Origin of the sequence: Lipingzhangella rawalii (genome assembly GCF_031628175.1) — a bacterium.
Taxonomy (GTDB): domain Bacteria; phylum Actinomycetota; class Actinomycetes; order Streptosporangiales; family Streptosporangiaceae; genus Lipingzhangella_A; species Lipingzhangella_A rawalii.
Map to the genome: position 1 here is coordinate 30,357 of NZ_JAVLVT010000005.1, position 25,982 is coordinate 56,338.

17 protein-coding genes and 2 pseudogenes are annotated in these 25,982 nt (G+C 68.6%); 9 read left to right on the plus strand and 10 right to left on the minus strand.

Going from position 1 to position 25,982, the window contains the following annotated elements:
• Positions 1–74: 74 nt before the first annotated feature.
• Both RIF23_RS20815 and RIF23_RS11200 read left to right on the plus strand, forming a co-directional pair.
• Positions 75–149, plus strand: a pseudogene (locus RIF23_RS20815) (VOC family protein); the annotation flags it as partial.
• A gap of 46 nt (positions 150–195) precedes the next feature.
• Positions 196–327 (plus strand): hypothetical protein, encoded by a 132-nt coding sequence (locus RIF23_RS11200; RefSeq protein WP_310912429.1) that lies wholly within the window; start codon positions 196–198, stop codon positions 325–327.
• Position 328: 1 nt separating this feature from the next.
• On the opposite strand, the gene RIF23_RS11205 is transcribed toward RIF23_RS11200, so the two are convergent.
• Both RIF23_RS11205 and RIF23_RS11210 read right to left on the minus strand, forming a co-directional pair.
• On the minus strand, positions 329–1,642 hold the full coding sequence (locus RIF23_RS11205; protein ID WP_310912430.1) for an MFS transporter: 1,314 nt from the start codon (positions 1,640–1,642) through the stop codon (positions 329–331).
• Between the two features lie 277 nt (positions 1,643–1,919).
• Positions 1,920–4,184, minus strand: a complete 2,265-nt coding sequence (locus RIF23_RS11210) for an FdhF/YdeP family oxidoreductase (protein WP_310912431.1) — start codon at positions 4,182–4,184, stop codon at positions 1,920–1,922.
• Between the two features lie 94 nt (positions 4,185–4,278).
• On the opposite strand from RIF23_RS11210, the gene RIF23_RS11215 reads away from it, so the two are divergent.
• Positions 4,279–5,262: a LysR family transcriptional regulator gene (locus RIF23_RS11215; protein ID WP_310912432.1), complete on the plus strand. Its 984-nt coding sequence runs from the start codon at positions 4,279–4,281 to the stop codon at positions 5,260–5,262.
• A 6-nt stretch (positions 5,263–5,268) separates the two neighbouring features.
• On the opposite strand, the gene RIF23_RS11220 is transcribed toward RIF23_RS11215, so the two are convergent.
• From RIF23_RS11220 to RIF23_RS11230, 3 genes are all read right to left on the minus strand, one after another.
• Positions 5,269–6,195, minus strand: a complete 927-nt coding sequence (locus RIF23_RS11220) for an AEC family transporter (protein WP_310912433.1) — start codon at positions 6,193–6,195, stop codon at positions 5,269–5,271.
• A gap of 341 nt (positions 6,196–6,536) precedes the next feature.
• Positions 6,537–7,091, minus strand: coding sequence for a sugar O-acetyltransferase (locus RIF23_RS11225; RefSeq protein WP_310912434.1), 555 nt, complete (start codon positions 7,089–7,091; stop codon positions 6,537–6,539).
• Positions 7,092–7,291: 200 nt separating this feature from the next.
• Entirely contained in the window at positions 7,292–7,531 is a 240-nt protein-coding gene (locus tag RIF23_RS11230) for a hypothetical protein (protein ID WP_310912435.1), read from the minus strand.
• A 365-nt stretch (positions 7,532–7,896) separates the two neighbouring features.
• Between RIF23_RS11230 and RIF23_RS11235 the strand changes: the two genes are divergently transcribed.
• Positions 7,897–8,652 carry a PP2C family protein-serine/threonine phosphatase gene (locus tag RIF23_RS11235; RefSeq protein ID WP_310912436.1) on the plus strand — a complete coding sequence of 252 codons (756 nt, stop codon included), beginning with the start codon at positions 7,897–7,899 and terminating at the stop codon, positions 8,650–8,652.
• A gap of 310 nt (positions 8,653–8,962) precedes the next feature.
• Here RIF23_RS11235 and RIF23_RS11240 read toward each other — a convergent pair whose 3' ends face one another.
• Positions 8,963–9,886, minus strand: a complete 924-nt coding sequence (locus RIF23_RS11240) for a TIGR03621 family F420-dependent LLM class oxidoreductase (RefSeq protein ID WP_310912437.1) — start codon at positions 9,884–9,886, stop codon at positions 8,963–8,965.
• 136 nt (positions 9,887–10,022) lie between these two features.
• A complete protein-coding gene (locus tag RIF23_RS11245; RefSeq protein WP_456085738.1) occupies positions 10,023–11,066 on the minus strand; it encodes an LLM class flavin-dependent oxidoreductase in 1,044 nt (347 codons plus the stop codon).
• A gap of 383 nt (positions 11,067–11,449) precedes the next feature.
• Between RIF23_RS11245 and RIF23_RS11250 the strand changes: the two genes are divergently transcribed.
• Entirely contained in the window at positions 11,450–13,072 is a 1,623-nt protein-coding gene (locus RIF23_RS11250) for a hypothetical protein (protein WP_310912438.1), read from the plus strand.
• A 277-nt stretch (positions 13,073–13,349) separates the two neighbouring features.
• Here RIF23_RS11250 and RIF23_RS11255 read toward each other — a convergent pair whose 3' ends face one another.
• Positions 13,350–15,518, minus strand: a complete 2,169-nt coding sequence (locus RIF23_RS11255; RefSeq protein WP_310912439.1) for a hypothetical protein — start codon at positions 15,516–15,518, stop codon at positions 13,350–13,352.
• 571 nt (positions 15,519–16,089) lie between these two features.
• Between RIF23_RS11255 and RIF23_RS11260 the strand changes: the two genes are divergently transcribed.
• Together RIF23_RS11260 and RIF23_RS11265 are read left to right on the plus strand one after the other, a co-directional pair.
• Positions 16,090–16,482, plus strand: coding sequence for a hypothetical protein (locus tag RIF23_RS11260; protein WP_310912440.1), 393 nt, complete (start codon positions 16,090–16,092; stop codon positions 16,480–16,482).
• Complete coding sequence (locus RIF23_RS11265) at positions 16,479–18,872, plus strand: heavy metal translocating P-type ATPase (RefSeq protein ID WP_310912441.1); 2,394 nt, start codon at positions 16,479–16,481, stop codon at positions 18,870–18,872. The genes RIF23_RS11260 and RIF23_RS11265 overlap by 4 nt, the downstream gene beginning before the upstream one ends.
• Positions 18,873–20,098: 1,226 nt before the next feature.
• Here RIF23_RS11265 and RIF23_RS11270 read toward each other — a convergent pair.
• Positions 20,099–22,762, minus strand: a complete 2,664-nt coding sequence (locus RIF23_RS11270; RefSeq protein WP_310912442.1) for a penicillin acylase family protein — start codon at positions 22,760–22,762, stop codon at positions 20,099–20,101.
• 195 nt (positions 22,763–22,957) lie between these two features.
• Here RIF23_RS11270 and RIF23_RS11275 point away from each other — a divergent pair, with 195 nt between their 5' ends.
• The gene (locus RIF23_RS11275; RefSeq protein WP_310912444.1) at positions 22,958–23,809 is read left to right on the plus strand and encodes an SAM-dependent methyltransferase; all 852 of its coding nucleotides are present in this window, start codon (positions 22,958–22,960) and stop codon (positions 23,807–23,809) included.
• A gap of 28 nt (positions 23,810–23,837) precedes the next feature.
• Here RIF23_RS11275 and RIF23_RS11280 read toward each other — a convergent pair whose 3' ends face one another.
• Positions 23,838–24,593, minus strand: a complete 756-nt coding sequence (locus RIF23_RS11280) for a YbgA family protein (protein ID WP_310912445.1) — start codon at positions 24,591–24,593, stop codon at positions 23,838–23,840.
• Between the two features lie 81 nt (positions 24,594–24,674).
• Here RIF23_RS11280 and RIF23_RS11285 point away from each other — a divergent pair.
• Positions 24,675–25,963, plus strand: a pseudogene (locus RIF23_RS11285) (cryptochrome/photolyase family protein).
• Positions 25,964–25,982 lie beyond the last annotated feature (19 nt).

The following is a 25,982-nucleotide window of genomic DNA, read 5'->3' on the forward strand; positions in this document are numbered from 1 at the left end:
GGAGGGCCGATGGGCTTGTCGCATCCGGCCGGTCGGTGCTGGCGAAACAGCACGCCGAGCCCGGGAGAAAGCCGATGGCAACCGACGGATGCCTGACCTACCTTTGGTTTAACGACCAGGCCGAGGCGGCCGCCGCGTACTATGTTTCGATCTTCCCGCGGTCTGGGATCACGAACGTGGTCCACAACGTGGCGGGTGGTTCCCGAGACGCTCCCGGCGTTGCTCAACGACCCCGAGCCCGAGCGGGTGCGGCGCACCTACGCGGCGATGTTCGACATGGTGAAGCTGGATATCGCCCGGCTGGAGCGGGCCCACGCCGGTGGGTGACTCATCCCCGCCTCCGGGACGCCCAGCACCGACGGAGGAATCGGCGCGGCGCTTCGGCGCTCGGGGCGGTGCGCCGGGGGCCGAAGGCCAGGAACAGTACCGCGATCCCCGCGAACACCACGAAAGCAACGGGCATGCTGGTGGCACCGGCCAGATAGCCGGCCGTGGGTGCGCCGAGGCTCTGGCCCAGCGCGATCATGAGGAACCCGGCACCGATTCCTGCGGCAGGGCGCCCGGAATACACGCGGACCGACCAGACCAGGATGATCCCGCTGAACAGAATGTAGGCGGCGCCGAATATCGCGGCGCTCGCGTAGGCCAGGGGAATGGCCGCGGGGGCCATGGCGAGCAGCGCGGTCGCCAGTGCGAGCGCCAGCACCGATGTGGCCAGCGCCCCGCCCAGTCCCAGCCTTCGGACCGTGTCCCCGGCGAGTCCGCCCGCCAGCCCAGCGATGCCGATCACCGCCCAGAAGCCGGTTCCGGCGGTCGTCGACATCTGCCCGACCTGGGTCACCAGGTCACGCGCGAAGGTCCAGTAGGCCGCGCTGGCGAACCCCACCCCGGCCGCGGTCACCAGCAGTGGCACCGCGTCCCGATTGAGTAGGAAACGCCAGGACAGGCGGGTGGCGGGGGTTCCGGGTGCGGAGACCTCCGCGCCTGGGTGCTCCCGTCCGGGCATGGTCCTGGCGTTCCACAGCAGCACCGCGCCACCGAACAGGGCGAACAGGAGCCAGGCGGGCCGCCACTGCTCCGCGGCCAACACCGCGACCGGGGCCGAGACCAACACGCCGAGACTGGTTCCGGCATTGATCCAGGCATTGGCCCGGTCCTGGCTGTGGCCCGGGATGCGCTGGGCAACAGCCTGCCCCATCGGAGGAGAGGCGAGTCCGGTGGAGCTGCCGGCCACGAGAACTCCCACGGCCAGGACACCGGCGGTGGGGGCCGTGGCCATGATGCTCATACCCACCACCGCGACGAGGCCGGCGGCGATGGCCATCGCCCGGGCTCCCACGCGGGCGGTGGCGACCAGGGCGAGCAGGATCGCCAGACAGTAGCCCAGATAGGAGCCCGCGCCGATCACGCCGAGCAGGGTCTCGGAGAGGTCGAAGGTGGTGCGGAACTCCGGAACGAACAAGCCGTAGGCATAGCGGGCGAATCCGTAGGTCACGGCGATGAGCGCCAGCCCGGATCCCACCAGTGCGCCGCCGGATTCGTGTGGCTTGCCGCTGCGCCGCGTGGGGGAGTCAGGCGGTGTGCCCGGGGTGGTGGCCCCCTTCGTGTGCGGGGAGCTCTGTCCCGGCTTCGTCGTACGCACAGCCACCTCATGTATACCGATCGGTTTATGTCTACGCCGAGTCTAGGTATACCGATCGGTATATCCAAATTGGGGTCGAGGTGGTTCCAGCTCTGGGTTCCCGCGTCGGCCGTTCCCAGCCCACGGGCTGGAGGGAGACCCTCGCCTGCCAGCCCGCCGCGATCCCACCCCGACACTGCGCTATAGCGCAGTGGTCACCCGGACACTCCGCGGCCTCCGGTGCCCACCCCGGGCACACCGGCCCCGCGGCCGAGAGCCGCTACCGGCCGGGGGCGCCTCAGCTAACCGGCCGGGGAGCGGAGCGCTCCAGCCGGATCACCACGGACTTGGACGTCGGCGTGTTGCTGCCACGAGCGGTGCTGTCCAGCGGTACCAGCACATTCGTCTCCGGAAAGTAGGCCGCGGCGCAGGAGCGGGCCGTGGGATAGGACACCACCCGGAACCGCTCCGCGCGCCGGTCACCGGCAACCAGGTCCACGGTTTCCCCATCGGCGATCCCGCGTTCGGCGAGATCGTCCGGGTGCACGAACACGACGCGGCGCCCCTGACTGATCCCCCGGTAGCGGTCGTCGAGCCCGTAGATGGTGGTGTTGTACTGATCGTGGGATCGGAGTGTCTGGAGGATGAGTTCACCAGCTTGGGTGCGGAGCACCTCCAGCTCGTTGACCGAGAAGTTCGCCCGTCCGTTCGCGGTGGTGAACCGTCGTTCGTCCCGTGGCGGGTGCGGCAGTACGAATCCCTGCTCGGCCCGGGAGGTGAAGTCGTGGAAGCCCGGAACCACCGCGGCGATCCGGTCCCGAATCCGGTCGTAGTCCTCCTCGAACTCCCGCCACGGTGCCGAGTTCGCACCAAGGACCGTGCGAGCCAACCGGGAGACGATCGCGACCTCGCTGAGCAGGGTGTCGGCGGCGGGACGGAGTTGCCCCCGGGAGGCGTGTACGGCACTCATCGAGTCCTCGACGGTCACGAACTGCCGTCCGCTGCCTTGCACGTCGATCTCAGTTCGGCCGAGCGTCGGCAGGATCAGTGCCTGCCGACCGGTGACCGCATGCGAGCGGTTCAGTTTGGTGGATACCTGCACGGTTAGCGCACAGGTGCGCAACGCGGCCTCGGTGACCTCGGTGTCGGGGGTTGCCGAGACGAAGTTGCCGCCCACCGCCATGAACACCCGCGCCCTACCGTCCCGCATCGCGCGGATGGACTCCACGACGTCGTGCCCGGGCTCACGGGGCGGCTGAAACCCGAACTCCTGCGCCAGGGCATCGAGGAACTCTGGTTTTGGCTTCTCGTGGATACCCATTGTGCGGTCGCCCTGAACGTTGCTGTGCCCGCGCACCGGGCATACCCCGGTGCCGGGGCGGCCGATATTGCCCCGCAGCAGCAGGAAGTTCACGACTTCCCGGATGGTGGGAACCGAGTTGCGGTGCTGGGTCAGGCCCATCGCCCAGCACACCACGATTCGCTGTGCTGAGGTGACCATGGCGTGCGCCGCGGCGATGTCGTCTTCACTCAGTCCGGTGGCCAGCAGTACCTCGCCCCAGTCCAGCGATTTCACGTGGGCGGCGTAACTGTCATAGTCCCAGGTGTAAGCCTCGATGAAGTCCCGGTCCACCGCGCCGGCATCCACCAACATTCGCCCGAGGGCCTGGAACAGGGCCAGGTCACCATTCACGCGGATCTGGAGGAACAGGTCGGTCAGTTCGGTGCCGCGACCAAGCATCCCGGAGGGCTTCTTCGGATCCTTGAACCGGATCATGCCGGCCTCGGGCAGTGGGTTCACCGTGATGATGCGCGCGCCCCGCCGCTTCGCTTCCTCCAGGGTGCCCAACATTCGGGGGTGGTTGGTGCCCGGGTTCTGGCCCACCACGAAGATCAGATCCGCCTGTTCCAGATCGGCCAGCTGCACACTGCCCTTGCCGATGCCGATGGTCTCGTTGAGTGCGAGACCACTGGACTCGTGGCACATGTTGGAGCAGTCGGGCAGGTTGTTCGTGCCCAGCATGCGCGCGAACAGTTGGTACAGGAATGCGGCCTCGTTGCTGGTGCGCCCCGAGGTGTAGAACACGGCCTCGTCGGGGGAGTGCAGCCGATCCAACTCCCGGCGAACCACCTGGAATGCCTCATCCCAGCTGATCTCGCTGTAGTAGTCGCTGTCCACGGGTTTGTGCACGGGGTGGGTCAGTCGCCCCTGCTGGCCCAGCCAGTAGTCACTGCGCTCAGCCAGGTCATGGACGGAATGCTCGGCAAAGAACTCCGGGCCGACCCGGCGTAGTGTGGCCTCCTCGGCCACAGCCTTGGCGCCGTTCTCGCAGAACTCGGCGGTATGCCGTTTCTCCCCCTCGGGCCACGCACAGCCGGGACAGTCGAATCCGTTGGCCTGGTTGACATTCAGCAGTGTCAGGAGTGTGCGCTTGGCCCCCATCTGTTGCTGGGCGTGCTGTATCGAGGACAGCACCGCGGGTAGACCGGCCGCCGAGCTCTTGGGCGTGGTGACGGAGAGCTGGTCGTCGCTGACATCGTGCTGTGGTGCGCGGCGAGGCATACGCCCAGCGTCGCGGTCACGTAGATCCTGGTCAAAGCGATTCCGCAACTGGCGCGATAACCGTCGTGAATCGTCGTCGCGCTAGGCTGCGACCATGCTCTTGCGCCACTTCGAGTACCTCACCGCACTGGCTCGGGAGCGCCATTTCGCCCGCGCCGCACAGGTGTGTTTCGTGTCCCAGCCGGCACTCTCGGCGGGGATCCGCAAACTCGAGGCGGAGTTCGGGGTACTGATCGTGCAGCGGGGCAACCGGTTCTTGGGATTCACCCCGGAAGGGGAACGGATCGTCAGGTGGGCCGAACGGCTGCTCGCCGAGCGGGACGCCCTGGTTCAGGATGTGAGTGCCAGCGGTCCGGAGCTCGCCGGACGCCTACGCATCGGCGCGATTCCCACCACCCTGAGTTCACTGCCACTGCTGACCGTGCCGTTTCGACAGGCCCATCCGCGCGCACACGCCATGATCACCTCGCTGACCTCCATCGAGATCCAGCGCCAGCTCCTGCACTACGATTGTGACGTCGGCGTGACCTATATCGACAACGAGCCGATCACCGGGGGCCTGGTGGCCCAGCCGCTGTACCGAGAGCGCTACGTACTGGTGACCGCAGGCGACGCTGTCGAACGGGGGGAGGCCACCTGGCAGGAGGCCGCCGAGCTACCCCTGTGTCTCCTCTCCCCGGACATGCAGAACCGTAGGATTCTGAACGCGGCGTTTCACCGTGCCGAGGTGGAGCCCCACCCCGCGATTGAGACGAATTCGGTCAGCGCGCTGTGCGCGCACGTGCGGGATGGTGGTTGGGCCAGTGTGATGCCGCACGCCTGGTTCCACCTGTTCGCCCTCCCCGCCGGGCTGCGGGCCCTACGACTGGTAGGGCCGGAGATCGCCCCGACCATCGGACTGGTGACCCGCGAGGCCGCCCCGGAGCCCGCCCTGGTGCGGGCGTTTCGGGAACTGGCCGAGACGGTTGACCTCCAGCGGTCCCTGGATCACCTGCTGGAACGTGTGTTCGGTCAGGGAGCAGCCGGACCGGCGGAGACACCCTCCGGGGAACATCACGGTGAGGTCACCGGCCCCTGAACCACCTCAGCCGAGCAGCATCGTGATCAGCACCAGCACCGGCACGGTCAGGAAGGTCGACAGCAGCACGGATTCCCGCGTCATCCGGGTGGCGACCCCATAGCGGGACGAATAGTTGAACAGGTTCTGCGCCGCGGGCAGTGCGGCCACGATCACCACCGCGTACAGCTCTGCCGGGGACAGCCCGAACACCACACTGCCCAGCGCCCAGGCCACCGCAGGGTGGGCCACGGATTTCAGGGCTACCGCAAGGGCCACCGGGACGCGCTCGGGGCCACGTCCGGGCAGCGCGTCGCCATGCAGGGAAATTCCGAAGGCCAGTAGTACCGCCGGCACCGACATGGACGCCAGTAGCTCAATGGGCTGGGCGACCGGGGCGGGTGGGCTCCAGCCGCTCACCGCCACGGCCAGACCCGTCAGGGAACCGATCACGATCGGGGTGCGCAGGGGCATGCTCAGGATACGCAGGATCCCGGACCGGTGCCCCGGAGCGCGACTGCTCTGGTCCAGCACCGTCAGCGCGACCGGGGTGAGGAGCAGCTGCTGCATCAGGATCACCGGACCGATCAGGGAGGTGTCGCCCAGTACGTAGACCGCGATGGGAATACCGAGGTTGCCGGCGTTGACGTAGCTGGAGCACAACGCCCCCATTGTCGTCGGCCCCACCCCCCAGCGGAGCAGCAGCCCGACCCCGAGGTACAACCCCGCCACCACCGCCACGCTCAACGTCAACACGGCCAGCGGCGCCGAGTACAACACCGACAGGTCCGCATCGGAGAGAATCTCGAACAGCAGCGCCGGGGTGGCCACGTAGAACGCCAGTTTGGTCAGTGCCTCACGTCCGCTGTCGCCCAGCACATTACGCCAGCCAAGGACGTAGCCCACCGCCACCACGGTGGCGATCACTCCGAAACCGGTTGCCACCCCGCTCATCGGCGCCCCGTGTTGGTTCTCCCACTCCACGCCACCGGTCGACTGTATACACAGCCCATCCTGCGATGACAGGACACACGTCACATCAAGCGGCCACGGCCCCAGCGGGGAGACACCATCCAGCACCCACCGAAGCGAACATCGGTGGGCACGGCCGCCGGCGGCGTCACGCCCTGGGGGCGCTCCCCCGCACGACGGCCAGCGGGGGCAGGGGGAGGCCGTAGCAACCCGGCGGCCAGCTCGGCAGTTCGTCAGCACGACGTTCAGCGAGATTCCCGCCAGCCCCACCCCGCAAATATCCACGACGCGCTGGCAATCTCCCGGGGATGGACCGGGGCTGGTCAGATCTCGCGGGTGATCCGTGCCGGATTGCCCACGGCCACCACGTTGGCGGGCAGGTTCGCCGTGACCACCGCGCCGGCCCCCACCACGGTGTTCGCCCCGACGGTCACCCCGGGGCACACCACTGCCCCTCCTCCCAGCCACACGTTCTCCCCGAGCGTGATCGGCTGCCCCGACTCCCACTTGGCCCGGCGTGCCACGGGTTCGACCGGATGCGTGGCGGTGAGCAGCTGCACGTAAGGGCCGAGCTGGACATCGTCGCCGATGACGATCGGCGCCACGTCCAGTAGCACGGCCCCGACATTGACGAACACACCCTCGCCCACGCGGATGTTGTAGCCGTAGTCCACATGGAGCGGCGAACGGATTTCGGCCCCGGCACCCAGCTTGCCCAACAGCGCCGCCAGCACCTCACGCCGGCGCTGGGGTTCGGTCGCGGACACGGCGTTGAACAACTCGTTCAGTTCGGCCGCCCGTCGTGCATCTGCCTCTAGTTCGGGATCGTTGGCGATGTAGGGCTGACCGGCGAGCATGCGCTGCTTCTGGCTGGGCATGGCGCTTCCTTCGGACGTGGGGCCGGCGGACACCCGCAGTGCGTGCGGTTGGCCGTGGGGGAGCCTACCCGGCCACCGAGGGGGCCCGGGCACGGGGCGCACTCGCTCGTGCAGCCGGGGAGCGTAGCCCAGAGCCCCGGCAGCGACGGCCGCACCTTGGCCACCACAATGGACTCGGCGCAGACGGGGAAGAGGGGTGATCACACTGGTCCTGGTGGATGTTCCTCCTCGGGCTGGTCCAGCTCGCGGCGGAGGTCCACCCGACCGTGCACCGTGGTGGCGGTAGCGGTTCTCGCTGCGCTACTCACCGGGTACTGGCGGCTCTGGGGCTGGTGGCGCTCGGCCACGGCACGGAGGCGGGTATCCACGAGATGGAAGTGGTGCGGGAATCCAGTGAACTGTTCGCGTCGGGCGAGACGTTCGTGGAGCCTGTCACACAACCGCCTGGGAGGTCGTCACCTCCGTGGCTGACCCCTGCATCCGGGCCGCCGACAGTACGGTCGACCTCGCTAGCAATCAGCACAGTCCCCACCAGGCGCACCCCGAAACCGACTGTGGGATTGCGGCACGCACGTCGCGGTCGCGGGTGGGGGCGTCGACAGCCACGTGCGACGGCTCGCCTGTCTCGATGGTTGTCTGTAGCCACAGTCCGGTAGCGGGTCGTGCCCCCCGGGGGCGCGGGCAGGGATCCGGCGGTGCCGTGCCGACCGCACGGCGACGCCCGGCTGGGACACGAAGACGGAGGTTGCGGGCCGAGTGGATCGTTCGGCACTGTCGGCCTCCCGCTGGCCGCTACCCTGCCCGTATGTCACATACCGACACGCGCGCCCACGAACCCCCCGCCCCGGCTGGCCACGTCACCATCACCGCAATCACCCACCGTGGGGCGGTCCGTGACCGCAACGAGGACTCTGTAGTCCTCGGACCCATGATGGCCGCGTGCGATATGGCCACCCCGGCACAGTGTTGGGTACCGGCCGACGAGCCGATGGTCCTGGCGGTCGCCGACGGGTTGGGTGGTCACGCGGCCGGCGAGATCGCCTCGCAACACGTGGCCCGGCGCCTGTCGGAGATTGGTCGCCAGTTGAGCAGCGCCCAGGCGCTCAGCCGGGCCCTGGCCACGATCGACGGCGAACTGCGAGAGCACGCGGTGCAGCACCAGGAATTCGACGGAATGGGATCCACCGTGGCGGGGCTGCTTCTCACCAGGGACGGGGTCCACACGTTCAACGTTGGCGACTCGCGTACCTACCGGATCGAGCAGGGGCGTCTCGTCCAGGTCACACGCGATGACGCGATTGAGGGCGGCAATACCGCGTTGATCACCCAGTGCGTTGGTGGACGTACCGACGGGAGACTGGAGCCGCACGTTCAGCGTGTGGACGGCGTGGCGTGGCTGATCTGCTCCGATGGACTCAGTGACCTGGTCACCACAGAGGAGGTGGAGAAGATTCTCGCCACCTCCGACAGCGACGCCGTGGCCGTGTCTGAGCTGTGGCGCGCTGCCATGGCGGCCGGTGGGCGGGACAACATCAGCATCATCCTCGCGCGACGGGAGTAACCGGGGGTGAGTCCCGTCGAGGCCGGGAACCAGCACCGGGAACCGGGCGGGACCTGCCCGGTGCAGCCGGACACCAGTCGCATGCCGCCGACGAATCCGCCAGCCGGGCTCGGCTCGTTCCGGCTGGCGGGGAATATCGAGCGGCCGTATGCCTGGGTCGCGCTCGGCCCTGATGTCGCGGGAACTGTGCCGGTGGGGACACCCGCTGTTTCGTACGCGAGCGCCCGCATCCATCCCATCGGTGCCCGAACGTGACCGGCTGTCTTCCGGTCATCAACGCCCGCACGCGCACACCTCCGACCACCTCACCTCACGTTCCGGGCCCGTCGCCGGCCCAGCGACGGACCAGCGGCATCGCCTCGGCCAGCGCGTCCCGATAGGACCAGTGTGTGACGATGTTGGTGAATCCGTACCGCCGCCGTGCGGCCAGGATCTCGGTGGCGATCTCCTCCGCGGTCCCCACAAGCAGGAACGGGTTGTCCAGGACGTCGCGGGCACTGGTGAGGCCCGCCCGCTGGTAGCCGTCGGCGAGCCCCGCGGCGGTCCGCTCCGCGTCGTCGGTGATCTCCACACGTTGGATCAGCACGTTGAATTCCAGCTCCATGGCGCGTGGTCCCGCGCGTTGGTGCACGAACTCCACTCGCTCCGATGTCTCCGCCGAATCCGCGATCCGGAAGGTGCCGGGGGCCGCACCGGGGATCTGTGTCAGTCCGCTGAAGCCGACGATGTCGGCGTGGCGGGCGGCCAGCTCCAGGGTGGCTTTTCCGTGTGCTCCGATCAGCAGCGGGGGGCGGGGACGCTGTAGCGGTGTTGGTTTCCGGGAGTCGTCAGCGACGATCCGGTCCAACTCCACGACGGTTGTCTCCAGTGCGGCGACACGGTCGGCGTGCGTGCGCCAGGCAATCCCCGCGGAGTCGAATTCGGACTTCATGTACCCGCACCCCAGCCCGAGCTCGAACCGGCCCCCGCTGATCTGGTCCAGGCTGCCGACCGCCCGCGCGAGCAGGGCCGGGTTCCAGAACTCGTTGTTCAGCACGAGCGTTCCCAGACGCACCTGCGCGGTGGCCGTGGCGGCGGCGCTCAGCACCGCAACAGGGTCGTGCAGACCCAGGTGGTCGGTAGCGTGCAGGAGATCGAAACCCGCCGCCTCTACGGACCGCGCGTTCTCCTGCACGGCCGTGGGGTCCGTCGTGGTCAGGTTCACTCCGAACCGGAAGTCGTGCGTGGTGTCCATGGCGCGAGTGCACCAGGTTTTGGCGCCGCGCGCGAGGGGTGCCGCGTGTGCGGGAACTCCGTGCTCGGGTGCGGACAATCCTCGTGGCCCCCGACGTCGATCATCGCCGGGGGCCTGGTGCTTGCGTCCCTGGAGCTCAGCGCCAGCCCAGCTCGGGTGCGACGTAGCGCACCAGGCTGTCCAGGATGTGCGTGTTGTACTCCACACCCAGCTGGTTCGGGACCGTGAGCAACAGCGTGTCCGCCGCGGCGATCGCCTCGTCCTGCGCCAGATCCCGCACCAGCTGGTCTGGTTCACCGGCGTAGGTCTTGCCGAAACGGGCCAGGCCATCATCGAGATGGCCAACCTGGTCACTGCTGCCCTTCTCCCGGCCGAACAGCTGGCGGTCAAAGTCGTTCACGATCGGGAAGATGCTGCGGCTCACCGAGACCCGGGGCTCCCGCTCGTGCCCGGCGGCCTGCCACGCCTTGCGGAACATATCGATCTGCTCGGCCTGGAGCTGGTGGAACGGCACCCCGGTGTCCTCAGTGAGCAGGGTCGAGCTCATCAGGTGCATCCCCTGCTGTCCCACCCACTCCGCGGAGGAACGGGTTCCGGCGCCCCACCAGATGCGGTCCCGCAACCCGGGTGAGTGCGGCTCGACGCGCAACAGACCCGGCGGATTGGGGAACATGGGCTTCGGGTTCGGCTCGGCGAAGCCTTCCCCAGAGAGCACCTCCAAGAACCGCGCGGTGTGCTCGCGTGCCATATCGGCGTCGGTGGCACCCGCCGCGGGATAGTGTCCGAAATACTCGTAGCCCCTGATGACCTGTTCCGGGGAACCGCGGCTGATCCCGAGCTGAAGTCGCCCGCCCGAGATCAGATCCGCCGCACCGGCATCCTCGGCCATGTACAAGGGGTTCTCGTAGCGCATGTCGATCACGCCCGTGCCGATCTCGATACGGCTGGTGCGAGCCCCGATCGCGGCCAGCAGCGGGAACGGTGAGGCCAGTTGCCGGGCGAAGTGGTGCACCCGGAAGTACGCCCCGTCCACGCCGACCTCCTCGGCGGCGACCGCCAGTTCGATCGACTGCTGTAGTGCATCCGAGGCCGACTGCACCGCAGAGCGCGGCGACGGCGTCCAGTGTCCGAACGAGAGGAATCCGATCTTCTTCACAGTTGGGTTCAACACCGCTGACATGGCTGTATTCCTGCCGTCGTCCCGGCGGACCGTGACCGTGAACGCCGGCCCCCGATCGGCCGAAGAGACATGGGCGAGCCCGGTCGCCGCCGGACATCGCGAAAGCGCCGCTAGACTCACCCTCCGGTGCATACCGACAACGTTTCCGAAAAACCCCACCCCGGTACCCCACACTCCGCTAGAGTCGAAACACGGGGGCGCGTGGGCGCGTGGGCGCGTGGGCGCGTGGGCGCGTGGGCGCGTGGGCGCGTGGGCGCGTGGGCGCGTGGGCGCGTGGGCGCGTGGGCGCGTGGGCGCGTGGGCGCGTGGGCGATGCCGACCAGACCTGCTCCGGGCCACTCTCTGAGCCTGAACGCTGGAGTACGTTCCCGGAGCAGCGTTTGGTGTTGGCGGTCGCCCGCACGTTCACCCATGCTGTGGTACTTCTGGAGGCCCTGGCGGTGTTCCGCGGCGATCCGCGGGTGCAGATTCGGTTCACCTGTGACGACACCTCCGCTTTCCATCGCGGAACTGCCGAGTTGCTACGCCGGCACGGAATCGAACCGGTTGCCTGGCCCCGGGCTCGCGAGCTGCCGACGGATCTGGTCCTTACGACCAGCGAAAACATCGACCTCACGGGGTTCAGCGTGCCCGTCGTCGTCCTGCCTCACGGTGTGGGTTTCCAGAAGTACGTTCCGGACACGGGTAGCCGCGGGCGGCGCATCTCTGGGATTCCCCGCCCCGAGTTTCTCGACTGGTCGAACCTGCGCATGGCGCTGGCTCACCCCGTGCATCGGGAGCAGCTGCGGACGGTGCACAGTGGGCTCGCCGCACGTGCCACCGTGGTCGGTGACCTGCTCCACGAGCGGATTCAGGCCAGCCGGCGCCTGCGGTGGCACTACCGGAGTCACCTCGGCCTGGATGACAGCCAGCACCTGGTGGCCCTGTCCTCCACCTGGGGCCCAAGTAGCCTCCTCGGGAGCCGGCCGGACCTACCGGAGCGGCTGTTGGCCCACCTGCCCATGGACGGGTATCGGGTCGCCGCGATCGTGCATCCGAACACCTGGTTCTGGCATGACGCCTGGCAGCTCCGTCAGATCCTGGGCCGAGCACGTGATGCTGGACTGATCCTGGTCCCGCCCGAGGCGGGATGGGGAGCGACCCTCGTGGCTGCGGACTGTCTCCTCGGCGACCACGGTTCGGTCACCCTGCACGGTGCGGCCCTGGATCTGCCGGTGCTGCTGGGTGGATCCGGGAAGGAAACCGTGCCCGGAACGGCCAGCGCCAGCCTCGCGGAGGTGGCACCGCGACTCGACACCGACGGGGACCTGCGGCACCAGGTAACCGCCGCCAGCACCGGGCATCCCACGGGACGGTTCCGGGAGGCCACGGCATCCGCTTTCACCGAGGGTGGCGCCGCACTTCACCAGCTCACGGAGCTGCTGTACGAGCTCCTGCGGTTGCCTCAACCCGTCCAGCCCCGAACCATCCGTACCCTGCCCGCGCCGGCCGTGGAAGCCAGCTCGGCGTGTGCCCTCCACGTGCACACCTGGTGGCAAGACACCGATGTTCTGGGAATCGAACGTTTCCCGGCGTTTCCCTATCCTGCGTCCGACCCGCCCGGAGGGCGACTCCAGCACCTGGCCGTGGTCGAGACCGCGGAGATGGGCACGGACGATACCCTCACGCATCTCGCCTCGGTCATCGTCTGCGAGGAGCCGCAACCGTTGGATCGGGCCGGGCACTGGGTCCGCGCCGCCCTGGATCGCTACCCGGGCAGCCTGCTGGTCACGGCCGCCGCCGACCGCGGATACCTGGCGGGGGTTCGTGGGCGCGGAGTTGTGCGCTGCATGCCCGCGACAACAGCGCACCTCGACGCGATCACGGCATCGGCTCTCGTCTATGCACTCCTGCGGGGGCGCCGGCCCCTGGCCGGGTCGTTTCGGCTCCGGGTAGGCGAAAGGGAGCAGGGCTGCACGCTTTCCCCAGAGAACGTCGTCCACACCAGCCCCGGACCGTTGGATTAGCGTTGTGCTGCGTGGAGTGCCCGGTGCCGTATCACCGGTGCGCGGCCCCCGGGGTGGCGAGGCTCGCCGCATCGACGTGTTCATCCACCGCGCCCGCCGGTCGTTCGCATCCCGGGTGTGCGCGGACTTCGCCCGTCCGGACGGTTCCCTGATGCGAAAGCATGCGCGTACCACGACCGAGGGCAATGTGCAACGGGGGAGTCGACCGGGAGGGGCACGGTCGGGGAGGGGCGGTTGTGGTTGCGGCGAGGCCGACCGGTGGTTCGGGGACAGTCTGTCAGCCCGCCAGCTTGTCCAGGCGTCGTTGGGCCTCCTGTGCCCGGGGGCTGCCCAGGTGGTGGAACAGTGTCCGCGCTGCCTCCAGATGTTCCCGCGGAGACAGCCCCAGCTGGCCGAGCACGTGGGCCAGTTCCAGGCGGGCCTCCGCCTCGTAGGCGTGGAGCTGCTCCGCCTGGAGGGCCCGGATCGCCGTATCCAGCTCGCGGCTCGCTTCTGCCAGTTCACCGCGGCGGCTGTGTGCCGTGCCCAGGCTCGCGCGGACCCGGGCCGCCATGCGGTCATCCGGAGGGTCGAGGGTCTGGAACCGGTCGAGTGCCGCGCGTAGCTCGCCGATGGTATCCCTGCCCCCGGTCGCGTTGTCGTTCGTGGCATGCTCGCAGGCGAGCAGGGAACGTGCGCGAAAGTAGTCGACCAACGCGAGGCCACGTCTCCCGTTGGCTGCGTGGATCGGGTCGTGAGCCTCGGCCGCCCGGGCATTGAGTTCTCGGGCGCGGTCGTAGGCGGTGCGCGCGGCTTCGGGGTCGCCCGACTCCAGAAAGCGACCGTGGAACTCTGCGATGGAGGCACGCAGTAGGTAGGCGTCGGCCCTGGTCGAGACCTCACTCGACTCGGCCAGCTGTACCGCGGTGTTCACTTCGATTTCCGCCTGCTCCCACCGTCCCAGATCCAGCAGTGGCCGTGACGTCAGGGACCGCAGCCGCGCCTCCGCAGCGACGTTTCCGACGCGCCGGGCTGCCGCTGCCCCCGCCAGCCCGGTGTCCATCCAGTCATGAAGGTAGCGGGACCTCAGATACAGCGCCGTGGCGAGTTCGGCGCACTGCCAGGCGTGCTCGTCCAGCCCAGCCTCGGCGGCGGTATGCACCACGCCGGGCAGGGTTTCCCGTTCGGCTTCGAGGAACGTTCGGGCCTGGGCGCCGTCACCCGCAAACGGGTCGGCCGTGCCTGCACATACGCGCCTCAGGTCGATGCAGCGGAGCCGGGTCGGATTCAGCGTCCGTTCCGCGTGCCCGAGGAGGGCCAGGTAGTGGTCCAGAGCCCGACGCAGGCCGGCCCTGCGGTCGGAATCCGGGGTCTGTGCGCGGTCTCGCTCCCGGGCGTGTGTGCGGATGAGTTCGTGGCGGAAGCGCACCTGCCGGGCGGGGTCCGCCTCCACCAGGTTCGCTGCCCGCAGTTCGGTCAAGGCTGCTCGGGTGGTGTGCTCCTCGCCGTCGGTCAACGCCGTGACGAGGTCGGTGCCACAGTGGTTGCCCGGCCAGCGGCTCAGGGCACGGTAGTGCGTGGCGGCGGTGGGCGACAGCTGGGCGTAGCTGTCGGTGAACACGGTCTCCAGGGTGAGTCGGTCACTGACTCCGACTTCGGCCAGCTGAGAGCGCTGGGTATCCAGCTGCCTGGCCACCGTATCCGCTGCCGTGCCCCGCCGAACGCGGGATGCGGCCATAACCAGGGCCAAAGGGAGTCCGGCGCAGGCCCGCACCAGTTGGGTGCAGGCCGTTTCCTCCAGGGGGTCCTCGCACAGTTCCCGCAACAGCTCTGCGGCTGCGTCCGGGGCAAGCGGGTCCAGAGTGTGGGCAACGGCCGCGTCCAGTTCCAGCTCGCCGAGGGATGGGCCGTCTGCGGTGACGAGTAGTGCGCTTCCCGGCGCCGCGGGAACCAGTGGCCGGATCTGCGCGGGCTGGGTGGCGCCCTCAACCACCAGCAGCATGGGGCCGGCCAGCCCGCGGGTGACGGAGGCGTACTGGGCGGCCCTCGCCTCCACGCTCGCCTGGATACTGGAGTTGTCGACACCCAGGGATTGCAGGAGGAACGTCACCCAGTAGTCGGACTGGGCCTGGGGGCGGGTGGCATCGCCCGCGAAGTGCACGTGGAACACTCCACCGGGAAAGTGGTTACCGAACTGAGCCGCGGCCACGCGTAGTAGTGCGGTCTTCCCGATGCCGCGGGCGCCGTCCACGACGGTGATGCTGGTTGTGGTGCCGACCAGGCGGGATCGCAGTCGATCCAGGTCGCTGGTGCGGTTCACAAAGGGCCCGAGATGTGCCGGTACCTGCCATGGGGGTGCGGGGCCCTCACTGCGCACGGTGACCGACCCGTGGATGTCGCGGGCCTGCACCGCGGCATGAGCGGTACCGCTGAACTCGTTGCGAGCTTCGGCCGCATCACCCGACATGGGGCCTCCTGCGTGGGGGGAGTGGCACAGGACGTCTGGTTCGGTCACAACCCTACGAGAGAACGAACGCAGACGGGGAGGGGACCAGCGTCGGCACCGGCGCGGACGAGGCTCGCGTCCTGGCGGTCGGTGCGGGGACGTCGTTATCGGCCGGCCGGACTGGGGCGCAAACTCCACCGGACGGGTTCTGCGCGGGTATCGAGGGTGAGCTTGACACTTGACGTCACCACCCTCAGAACCTATTACCCCTAGTGGGTATATTGAGGGTCACGCGCAAGGTTCTGTCGAGGCTGTGTGCTCTGGTTTGTGCGTGTTCCGGGGGTGCGGGCTGTGGTCGCCACATAGGGGGTAAGGGTTTCCATAAATACCCTTAGGGGGTATAGTCGGGGTGTGCGGTACACGATGTTCCGAACGTGGCGCGTCCGCGAATGGAGGTACTGATGGGCATCCCTCGCTGGGGTGGCAATCCCCCGCGGAGCAGGGTGGGCGCCAGAGCTCCGGTCTGGCACATCCCCTGCCGAGCTCGGGTCGTAGAGCCGATGCCGCACGGGTCAATCCAAAGGACGAAGCGATGAATATTGGAGTGAAGCTGGGTGTCTTTGGGATCGGGCTGGTCGTGATTTTCGCGGCCGCGCTGTGGGTCGGGTCCGCGGTCGGGCCCACACTGGCCGATGGTGCATTCGACGACTACACAGCAACGGATCACCAGCCCGACCAGCGTGCGGAGCCCACCGGTGCGGCCAAGGGACTGCTGCATCCCGCCGGGGAGATCACCGTCCACCCCGAGTTCCCCTCCGGGGACCACAACCGGCCCTTCCTGGCTTTCCAGCCCAACGGCGACGGGCACACGGCCGCGTGGCCGATCAGTCTCGACCAGGGGCCGGACACCGCCGGCAGCGATGTGGCCGGCGTGGGGCACCACACGGTGATCGACACCTCGGCCAGAACAGGAGCGCGGCAATGAGCACAACCGAGAACCCGAACGGGGCAGCCTCCCAGATCGAGCTGAGTGTGGGCGGTATGACCTGTGCCTCCTGCGCCAACCGGATCGAGCGCAAGCTCAACAAACTTGACGGGGTCACCGCCACGGTCAACTTCGCCACCGAGAAGGCCAGGGTCCAGCTCGACGACGCGACCGCACTCACCACCACAGACCTCATCCACACGGTGGAGCGGGCCGGATACACCGCCGAGGCTCCCCAGCCTCCTGTCCGGCAGAGCCGAGGCACCACCGATGCCGGTGGTGCCAGTGGTGGCAGCGGTGACTCGGCCGCAGCCGCAGACGCAGCGCTGACGGCACTGTGGCAGCGGGCCATCATCAGCATCATCCTGGCAGTGCCGGTGATCATCCTGTCCATGGTGCCGGCCTGGCAATTCGACTACTGGCAGTGGGCCGCCCTCACCCTGACCGCGCCCATCATCGTTTGGGGCGCAGCCCCCTTCCACATCGCAGCGTGGAAGAACCTCAAGCAAGGCACCGCGACCATGGACACCCTGGTGTCGATGGGCACCAGCGCCGCGTTCCTGTGGTCGTTGTACGCGCTGTTCCTCGGTACCGCGGGTGAGCCGGGCATGGTGCACCCCTTCGAACTGACCATCAGCCGCACCGACGGGGCCGCCAACATCTACCTGGAGGTCACCGCTGGTGTCGTGGCGGCGATCCTGCTCGGCAAGTACTTCGAGGCACGGTCCAAGCGCCGCGCCGGAGCGGCCCTGCGTTCCCTACTGGAGCTGGGAGCCAAGGATGTGGCCGTGCTGCGCGAAGGACGCACGGAACGTATCCCGGTGGACGACCTCCAGTTGGATGATCGGTTCGTCGTGCGCCCGGGAGAAAAGATCGCAACCGACGGTGTGGTCGAGGACGGCACCTCCGCCGTCGACATGAGCATGCTCACCGGCGAATCGGTCCCGGTGGAGGTCGCACCCGGATCCACTGTGGCGGGCGCGACCGTCAACGCCGGCGGCCGCCTGGTCGTACGCGCCACCCGCGTCGGTTCGGACACGCAGTTGGCCCAGATGGCCCGCCTGGTGGAACAGGCCCAGGAGGGCAAGGCAGCCATCCAGCGCCTGGCCGACCGCATCTCCGGAGTGTTCGTCCCGCTGGCGATCGTCATCGCGGTTGCCTCGCTCGGCTTCTGGATCGGGACCGGCAGCGGTGCCGCGGCAGCGTTCACGGCGGCGGTCGCCGTCCTGATCATCGCCTGCCCCTGTGCGCTGGGCTTGGCCACGCCGTTGGCCCTCATGGTCGGCACCGGGCGCGGAGCCCAGATGGGAATCATCATCAAGGGTCCGGAGGTCCTGGAAAGTACCCGACGCATCGACACGGTTGTGCTGGACAAGACCGGCACCGTCACCACTGGCGAGATGACTCTGGTCGGCACCCACGTCGCCGCGGGAGAGCAGCCCGAGGAGGTACTGCGCCTGGGCGGAGCCCTGGAGGAATACTCCGAACACCCCATCGCCCGAGCCGTGGCCACGGGGGCCACCCAGCGACTCGGGGAGCTGCCCGCCGTCACCGACTTCGCCAGTATCGAGGGCAAGGGTGTACGCGGAAGCGTCGAGCACCATGCGGTACTCGTCGGTCGCTCCTCGCTGATGAGCGAGCACGACCAGGAGTTTCCGGACGAACTGGACCAAGCCAAGACCGCCGCGGAGGCCACTGGAAACACCGCGGTTGCCGTGGCCTGGGACGGCCGGGTACGGGGCCTGTTCGTGATTGCGGACGCCGTCAAGCCCACCAGTGCTGAGGCGATCCGTCAGCTACGCCAGTTGGGGCTACGTCCGATCCTGCTGACCGGGGACACCACGACGGTGGCCCGGACGGTGGCCGCCGAGGTGGGGATTGAGCCCGGCGAGGAGACGGTCATCGCTGAGGTGCTGCCCGAGGACAAGGTTGAGGTCATCCGCCGGCTCCAGCACCAGGGGCGGGCCGTGGCCATGGTCGGGGACGGTGTCAACGACGCCGCAGCCCTCGCCCAGGCCGACCTGGGACTGTCCATGGGCACTGGCACGGACGTGGCCATCGAGGCCAGCGACCTCACCCTGGTGCGTGGCGACCTGCGCGTCGCCCCCGAGGCGATCCGACTGTCGCGGCGCACCCTGGCTACGATCAAGGGCAACCTGTTCTGGGCCTTCGCCTACAACACCTCGGCGATCCCGCTGGCCGCGGCCGGACTGCTCAACCCGATGATCGCGGGTGCCGCAATGGCGTTCTCCAGCGTGTTCGTGGTCGGTAACAGCCTACGGCTGCGCCGATTCCGTGGCCAGAACCAGGATGCAACCCCGGCCGGGGTTCCGGGATCGACATCGGGACAAGCCACCGAGCACCCGGAACCGCTGGGCTCCGCCACCTAGCTCGTGTGGCGCGGGTGCGGCGGGGGTGTCTGCCCGGGGGCGCGCCTCGGTGGTGCGTTGCGCGCGTGCGGTGGTGGTCGGGAGCGCGGGGCGGAGGAAGCCCAGGTGCGGGCCTGCCGGTGGCTGGAATTCCCGGAAGGTGGGACGGTTACGCGGATCCCGGGGGCGTTGGTCTGGTGCGCGTTCGGTGGGTGACGTGGTCTGCGGCCGTTGTCTGCGGTGCGGGAGGCGGGTTTCCCGGGGGGTGTCTTTGGTTCGGGGGTTGTGGTGGCGGTGTTTGGGTGACTGCCTCCGCCGTGTCGGCCGCCGGCGGTGTCGCGCCCTGGTGGTCACCGGTGGTGTGCTGTTTTCGGGGGCGCTCCTCCGCACGACGGCCAGCGGAGAATGGTGGTGTCGGTGGTTGGTTGTGGGTGTGGGCCGTGGTGGCTGTTGGTGGTGTCGCGTCCTGGGGGCGCTCTCCCGTACGACGGTCAGTGGGTATCTGGGGTGTGGGTGTTCGTTTTTCCTTCGGGGGGTGCGGGTGCGCGGGTAGCCCGGAGACCGTTCCCAAGCTGCCCGACTTCGCGGCATTGTCCCTCCGGTCGGGGGAGAGTCCGCTGGGTCGGCGTGCTTGTGGGAATCCCGTACGTGCACTCCGCACCACCACAGTCTGCGCGTCTCGCCGTTCCTGCTTCCACGGGTCGCCGTGTGGGGGTTTTCCTGGCCGGTTTGGGGTATTCCGCTCCCGGGCCGGCTCGCCACCGCGGGGGAGAATATGCCGCCTCCCTTGTTCGTTGGCCGTCGTGCGGGGGAGCGCCCCCAGGGCGCGACGCCGCCGGCGGCCACCACGGCGCGTACCGCCACCCGATCACGGCCACCACCATCCGCCGGTGGCCGTGGTGGAGCCTCCCCGCGCGGCGGCCGGCGGGGGCATGGGGTGCCTGGCCGGGGGCGACACCGCGGGTCTCGGGATGGCGGCCGTGGAGCACGTGCCGCAGCACGCACTGGTTCTGTCTCCGGGGCTGGACCAGAAACTCGTGGTAGCTGCGGACGTCACAGTCGGGACGGAAGGTGAAGCGCACCCGCCGCCCGGGGGCGTAGCCGCCCACCCAGCACCGGATCGGACCGTGGCCTCCGTCGGCGTCGATTGCCAGTGGACGGTCCAGCTGCATCGGTTGCCAGGCGGGAGTGGGAAATAGGCGGTACCCACGGTGCCGCATCCGACCCGGGGACGGCGACTGTTCGCCTCAGGGCCGCAGCGTCAGCGTCTCCGTGGCCGCATCCCGGACGGCATCTGGCGTGAACGGCATCGCCAGGGTTTCGCCCTCGGCCCACAGCTCGGTCTGGTCCTGGCGGTTGGGGTGGAAGACGTGCCCGGACACGCCGGTCAGATCCACCCAGCGTCCGGAGTCCCGATCCGCCAGGTCAACGGCCATCCGCATCGACGGCACCGTTTCCACGTGGTAGCCCTCGGTGCGGTCCCAGCCGGTGGCGTTCACCGTGCTGATTCCGCCGGGCGCCTCCACCGTGGATCCGTTGAACAGCCACTCCAACGCGGCGGTGCCGGACTCGCCGAACGGGGTGTGCACCGGGGTGAAGGTGTGCAGCTCGCCCCAGCGCCACTGCCCGGGATTCTCGCCCAGTTCCTCCGTCAGCTCCGCGCTGGCCCGATCCATGGCCAGGGCCAGCGCCTCCGCACGGCTGGAGTGCTCGGGCCCGTCCCACCAGGAGGCGTCCGGGTCCCGGAGCAGTTCCGTCACCAGTACCCACGATCGCGAGCCTCCCGGCATTCGGTGATCCTCGGGCAACTCCGCGAACACCACGTCAAGGAGGTGGTTCCACGTTGCGTTGTAGAACGCGGCCCCGGCGGAGTCCACATCCTGCTGGAAGTCCCAGTCGGCCAGTAGTTGTTGAGCCTCGGCCGTGGTCTCGTTGGCCCCGTCCAGTTCCTCCTCCAACGGGACGTCCAGGAGATACTCCACGACGGCCTGGGCGCCGCCGTGCTCGGCGTCCATCATGATCTCCAGCATGTCCGCAACGGTGACCCCACCGTCGGCACTGTCGGCCAATTCCGCGGTCAGCAGCTCGTGGATGCGCGCGGCACGGTACCCGTAGTCCCAGTCATCGGTGAGCAGGTGCGGGTAGTCCTCGTCCACTGCGGGCTGGTTGGCGGTGACGATCACCCCAGAGTCGGGGTTCTCGATCGTGGGTAGTTCGTCGAAGTCGAGGTAACCCTGCCACACATAGTCGGAGTCCCACCCCGGTGCGGGCCAGCGGCCGTCCCCGGAACCCCGCTCGGGAATGCGTCCAGGTGCCTGGTAGCCGATGGTGCCTTCGGTGTCGGCGTAGATCAGGTTCTGTGCCGGCACGTCGAAGGAGCGGGCCGCCTCGCGGAAGGAGTCGAAGTCGGTGGCCGCGCCCATGTCGAAGATCGCATCCGCGGTGGTCCCGGGCTCCAGAGCGGTCCAGCGCAGAGCCACCGCATAGTCGGTGTTGTGGGCCTCCTCGGTGATGGAGCCCTCGGTGTCCACCGCGGAGCGTTCGCCGATGGTGCGCAGGTCCTCGGCCTCGGCCGCGTCGGAGAGGAGCGGGCCGTTACGGCTACTGCGGACCGTGATCTCCACATCCTCCGCGTCCGCGACCGTGATGGTTTCTGTGCGCGTGTCCAGCGGCTCGTACTGGTCATCCACGAGGACCGTGTTCGCCTCGTTGTCCACCTGTTCCAGGTACAGGTCGGTGACATCGGGACCGAGGTTGGTAAAGCCCCAGGCGATGTCGGCGTTTTGGCCGATCACGGTTCCGGGTAGTCCGGGAAAGCCGAATCCGACCAGGTCGAAGGGGCACTCGGAGTTCACCTCGGCACAGTGCAGCCCGGACTGGTGCCACACGCTCGGCATCGAGGCGCCCAGATGCGGGTCGTTGGCCAGGATCGGCGCACCCGATGCCGTGTGTTCGCCCGAGACTACCCACGAGTTGGAGCCGAGGCCCGTGTTGTTGGGGCCGAGCAGCTCCGGAACGGCGTGCAGGCCGTCCGCGAGCGCATCGAGCGCTGGAGCGGCCTCCGGCGGGATCGTGGGGTGGTGGGTGCTGTTGTCGGCGGAATCGCCGGCCGCACTGCCTCCCGCGGGCGTTGTGGTGTTGTCGGCCGGTGGGGTGTCGTGGGCCAGTGGCGACGCGGCGTCGACGAACTCTCCGTCCGCCAGGTCGCCTCCGGCGAGGATCGGCGGGTGGTCCTCCGGTATTTCGGGGTAGAGTTCCTCGACCTCGGCCCGGGTGTAGCCGGCGGCCACCAGGCTGGCCCGGTCGACCTCGGCCGCCATGTTGCCGCGCAGATCCCAGGCCATGGCCTTGAGCCAGGCCAGGCTGTCCACCGGGGTCCAGGCCTGGACCCCGTGTTCGGAGTTCAGGATCCCCAGGGCGGTGAACTCCAACCCGAGTTGGCCACCGTCCCGCTGGTCGAGGTAGGCGTTGACGCCTTCGGCGTAGGCGTCGAGGTAGGTGCGGGTGTCCGCGTCCAGCAGGTCGTACTCCCGTTCGGCGACGTGCCGCCAGCCCATGGTGCGTAGGTACACATCGGTTTCCAGCTGCTCTTCTCCGAAGAGTTCGGCGAGCCGGCCGGAGGTGGTCATCCGGTTGATATGCATCTGCCAGAACCGGTCCTGGGCGTGCACGAACCCCTGGGCGCGGAACAGGTCGTCGGCCGTTTCGGCGTAGATGCGGGGAATGCCGTGGTTGTCCCGATGGACGGTGACGTCCTCGTCGAGGGCGGGGAGGGTGAGTTCGCCCTCGGTCTGGGGGAAGGCTCGGGTTATCTGGTGGTAGCCCAAACCTGCGGCGACGAGGGTCAGAACCACTACTGTGCACAGGGGGTACAGAACCCATCGAAGGCGATGAGATGTGGCAGAAGTCATAGCCGGATCATAAACCTACCAACCGGTCGGAATGGTGGGTGGGGGGAACAAAACGGACGGTCAGCCTGCTGCGCTTCCCATGCGTTCGTTGTGCGGTTGGCGTACGCGCAGCGGGGTGGTCACCTAGAGTGGGGCTCCCGGTCCTGCCGGGGTGCTGATCCCTGTGATGTCCCCCCAGTCATCGAGAGGCTCGCGATGTCCGAGACCCCCTTCCCCCCGAAGAACGACACGGAACTACACACCTGGCCACCAGAGATCGACATGTCCACCCCGAGCGTGGCCCGTGGCTACGATGCGCTGTTGGGCGGCAAGGACAACTTCGAGGTGGACCGTCAGGCGATGGAACAGCTCAAGCAGGCCGCTCCCGAATGTGAGTGGATGGCGCACAGCAACCGTGGCTTTCTGGGGCGGGCCGTGGACATGGTCGCCCGGTCCGGAGTCCGCCAGTTCCTCGACCTGGGGTCGGGCCTCCCGACCGCGGAAAACACCCACGAGATCGCACAGCGGGTGGACGCCGGAGCTCGGGTTGTCTATGTCGACAACGATCCGATCGTGCTCGCCCACGGGCGCGCCCTCCTGGCGAGTGACCCCGAGACCACCACCGTGCTGTCCGCAGACCTGTGCGACATCGAAACCGTGCTCAACGACACCGAAACCCGGCGGCTCATCGACTTCGACCAGCCGGTGTGCATCATGATCGTGTCCCTGTTGCACTGCCTGCCGGATGAGGCCGACCCGTTTGGAGTGATCGCCCGGTACATGGACCGAGTGCCCACCGGCTCCTACCTGGTGTTCTCCCATATCGTCTCCGACGATGCCGCCGCGGCCCAGCGCTTCACCGACATCGTGCACGGGTTCGGGACGCCCTGGGGCCGGGTGCGGAGCCCAGAGGAGGCCGAGCGTGTTTTCGAGGGACTACAGGTGCTCGAGCCGGGCGTGGTGGAGGCATCCACCTGGCGCAACGGTGACATTCCACCCAGCTCTCGGCCGAGGCAGGACGACAAGAAGCTATGGGAACATGCCGGGGTGGCCCGCAAGGAGGGGTGAGCAGCACGGCAGCTGCGGGGGTGGGCCGTCACCATTCCTGGTACGCGTACAGCCGCTCCCGCAGCCTCAGCTTCGGTGGGTAGGGAGACAGATACGTCTGCTTGTTCACCCATGGCGCCTCCAGCGGGGCACACAGTTCGCGGACCAGCTCCAGTGGTACCGCCAGCGGAACACTCCCGGAGCGATAGGCAGCCAGCGTCGCATCGATGCGCGTGCGTTGGCCCCGCGACAATTGGGTGTCGACCATGCCGAGGGCGTGTTGCACGGCGTTCACATGCCGCCCCGGGCTGGCGGGACAAGCAAGGGTGTGGGCGAACCGGTCCCGGTAGGCGACGAGAGCTGCCGCCGGAGCCTCGTGTGCCGAGGCGGCGATCCTCCCCAGGGCCCGACAGCCCGCCGGGTCGTGGGCCATGCACTGGAGCTTGTGTCTGGAGTGAAACTCCATCACGTCCGCAGTCCCGGCCCCGCCCGCCAGCATTTCCCGCACTCGGGCCCGGGCGAACAGCCGCTCCACGAAGTGCTCCCGCAGCCATGGATCCCTCAGCTGCTGCCGAGTCGCCATCGGAGGGTCGCCAGCCCCGGTGTCGGTTGCGAGATCGTCCGCCCCTTCAAGCACGAGCCCGTCCGGGGCCCGGTCTCGATGCGTCGGACAGCCGTGCCGTGTGCCGAGGGCCACGATGTCCACGTGCTGGTCCAGTTCGGCCTCCAGCGGTTCCGCCGCTGTGGGGTCAAGCCGCAGCTCCAGACGCGGACGCGGATGACCGCTGAACACCTGGCGTATCAATCTGGATTCACCTCGTATCATCAGGGTCAAGACTAGGAGCGAGGTGAGCGCCCGCAGCGGGCCGGAGGGAGAACGAGCGTCGTGCGTGTCTCCGTCGTGCTGTTCACTCGGGACCTGCGCGTTCACGACCATCCAGCCCTCGCCGCGGCCGCCCACGGCTTTGTGGTTCCGCTGTTCGTGCTGGATCCCGCGATCACCCGCCACGCGGCAGGCAACCGGATGGCCTATCTCGCCGACGCCCTGACCCAACTGCGTGAGCAGATCCGCAAACTCGGCGGGCAGTTGTTCCTGCGGCGCGGAGACACGGTTGCGGAGACGATACGTGTGGCTCTGGACTGCGGGGCAGACCGGATCCTGCTCAGTGCGGATGTGAGCGCGCTGGCCCGACGCCGGGTACAACGGCTCCGGCGGGCCGCGCGCAACCACCGCATCGAGGTCACCGAGTTTCCGGGAGTGACGGTGGTCCCTCCCGGAGAGCTTCGCCCCCGCGGGGGCGACCACTACCGAGTGTTCACGCCCTACTGGCGAGCCTGGGAGGCAATCCCCTGGCGCAGCTGCGTTCCCGTTCCACAGCGCCTAGACACCCCCTTTGCGGTAACCGTCGGGCAGCTGGACGAGGTCGAGCCCCGGGGTGCGGAGGGGACCGGCCAGCTCTCCCCGAACCGAACGCGCGGAGGCGAGGAGCGGGCACGCGAACGCATGGCCACCTGGCTGCGCTCCGGACTGGAGGACTACGAGCGCCGGCACGACGACCTGGCCGCGGCAGCGACCTCCCACCTGGGCGCGGACCTACGGTTCGGTTGCCTGTCTCCGCTGCTGTTGGCGCGAGCCGCGCGGCAGCGGCCCGATGGGGGAGCCTACGTGCGCCAACTGGCCTGGCGGGACTTCCACTACCAGGTCGCTCACGCCTTTCCCGACCTTCCCAGGCGGGACTACCGCCCCGGGAACAGAGAGTGGCGCGATGATCCGGACGGGTTCACGGCCTGGAAGGAAGGCCGCACCGGGGTTCCCCTGGTCGATGCCGGTATGCGCCAGTTGCGGGCCGAAGGCTTCATGCACAACCGCGCGCGCATGGTCACGGCGGCGTTTCTCACCCGCGTGCTGCGGGTGCACTGGCGCCTGGGGGCCGACTATTTCCGCTGACCGACGGCGATATACCGAACAACTACGGAAACTGGCAGTGGATCGCCGGCACCGGCAACGACACCCGGCCCAACCGCCGGTTCAACCCGTGGCGCCAGGCGGAGCGGTTCGACCCGACCGGGGACTATGTCCGGTCCTACCTTCCCGAGGTGCAGGGCGTTGCCCGACTGCGTCCGCCCTGGCCGGCAGGAACCAACTATCCCCCACCGCTGGAGGAACCCCGCTAGGACGGGACTTTGGCCCCCA

Coding starts and splice junctions, on each gene's coding strand:
- RIF23_RS11210 (WP_310912431.1), bottom strand. CDS start 4,184: ATGCCTCGCCGCGCACCACAGCACGATGTCAGCGACGACCAGCTCTCC.
- RIF23_RS11215 (WP_310912432.1), top strand. CDS start 4,279: ATGCTCTTGCGCCACTTCGAGTACCTCACCGCACTGGCTCGGGAGCGC.
- RIF23_RS11220 (WP_310912433.1), bottom strand. CDS start 6,195: ATGAGCGGGGTGGCAACCGGTTTCGGAGTGATCGCCACCGTGGTGGCG.
- RIF23_RS11225 (WP_310912434.1), bottom strand. CDS start 7,091: ATGCCCAGCCAGAAGCAGCGCATGCTCGCCGGTCAGCCCTACATCGCC.
- RIF23_RS11235 (WP_310912436.1), top strand. CDS start 7,897: ATGTCACATACCGACACGCGCGCCCACGAACCCCCCGCCCCGGCTGGC.
- RIF23_RS11240 (WP_310912437.1), bottom strand. CDS start 9,886: ATGGACACCACGCACGACTTCCGGTTCGGAGTGAACCTGACCACGACG.
- RIF23_RS11245 (WP_456085738.1), bottom strand. CDS start 11,066: ATGTCAGCGGTGTTGAACCCAACTGTGAAGAAGATCGGATTCCTCTCG.
- RIF23_RS11255 (WP_310912439.1), bottom strand. CDS start 15,518: ATGTCGGGTGATGCGGCCGAAGCTCGCAACGAGTTCAGCGGTACCGCT.
- RIF23_RS11260 (WP_310912440.1), top strand. CDS start 16,090: ATGAATATTGGAGTGAAGCTGGGTGTCTTTGGGATCGGGCTGGTCGTG.
- RIF23_RS11265 (WP_310912441.1), top strand. CDS start 16,479: ATGAGCACAACCGAGAACCCGAACGGGGCAGCCTCCCAGATCGAGCTG.
- RIF23_RS11270 (WP_310912442.1), bottom strand. CDS start 22,762: ATGACTTCTGCCACATCTCATCGCCTTCGATGGGTTCTGTACCCCCTG.
- RIF23_RS11275 (WP_310912444.1), top strand. CDS start 22,958: ATGTCCGAGACCCCCTTCCCCCCGAAGAACGACACGGAACTACACACC.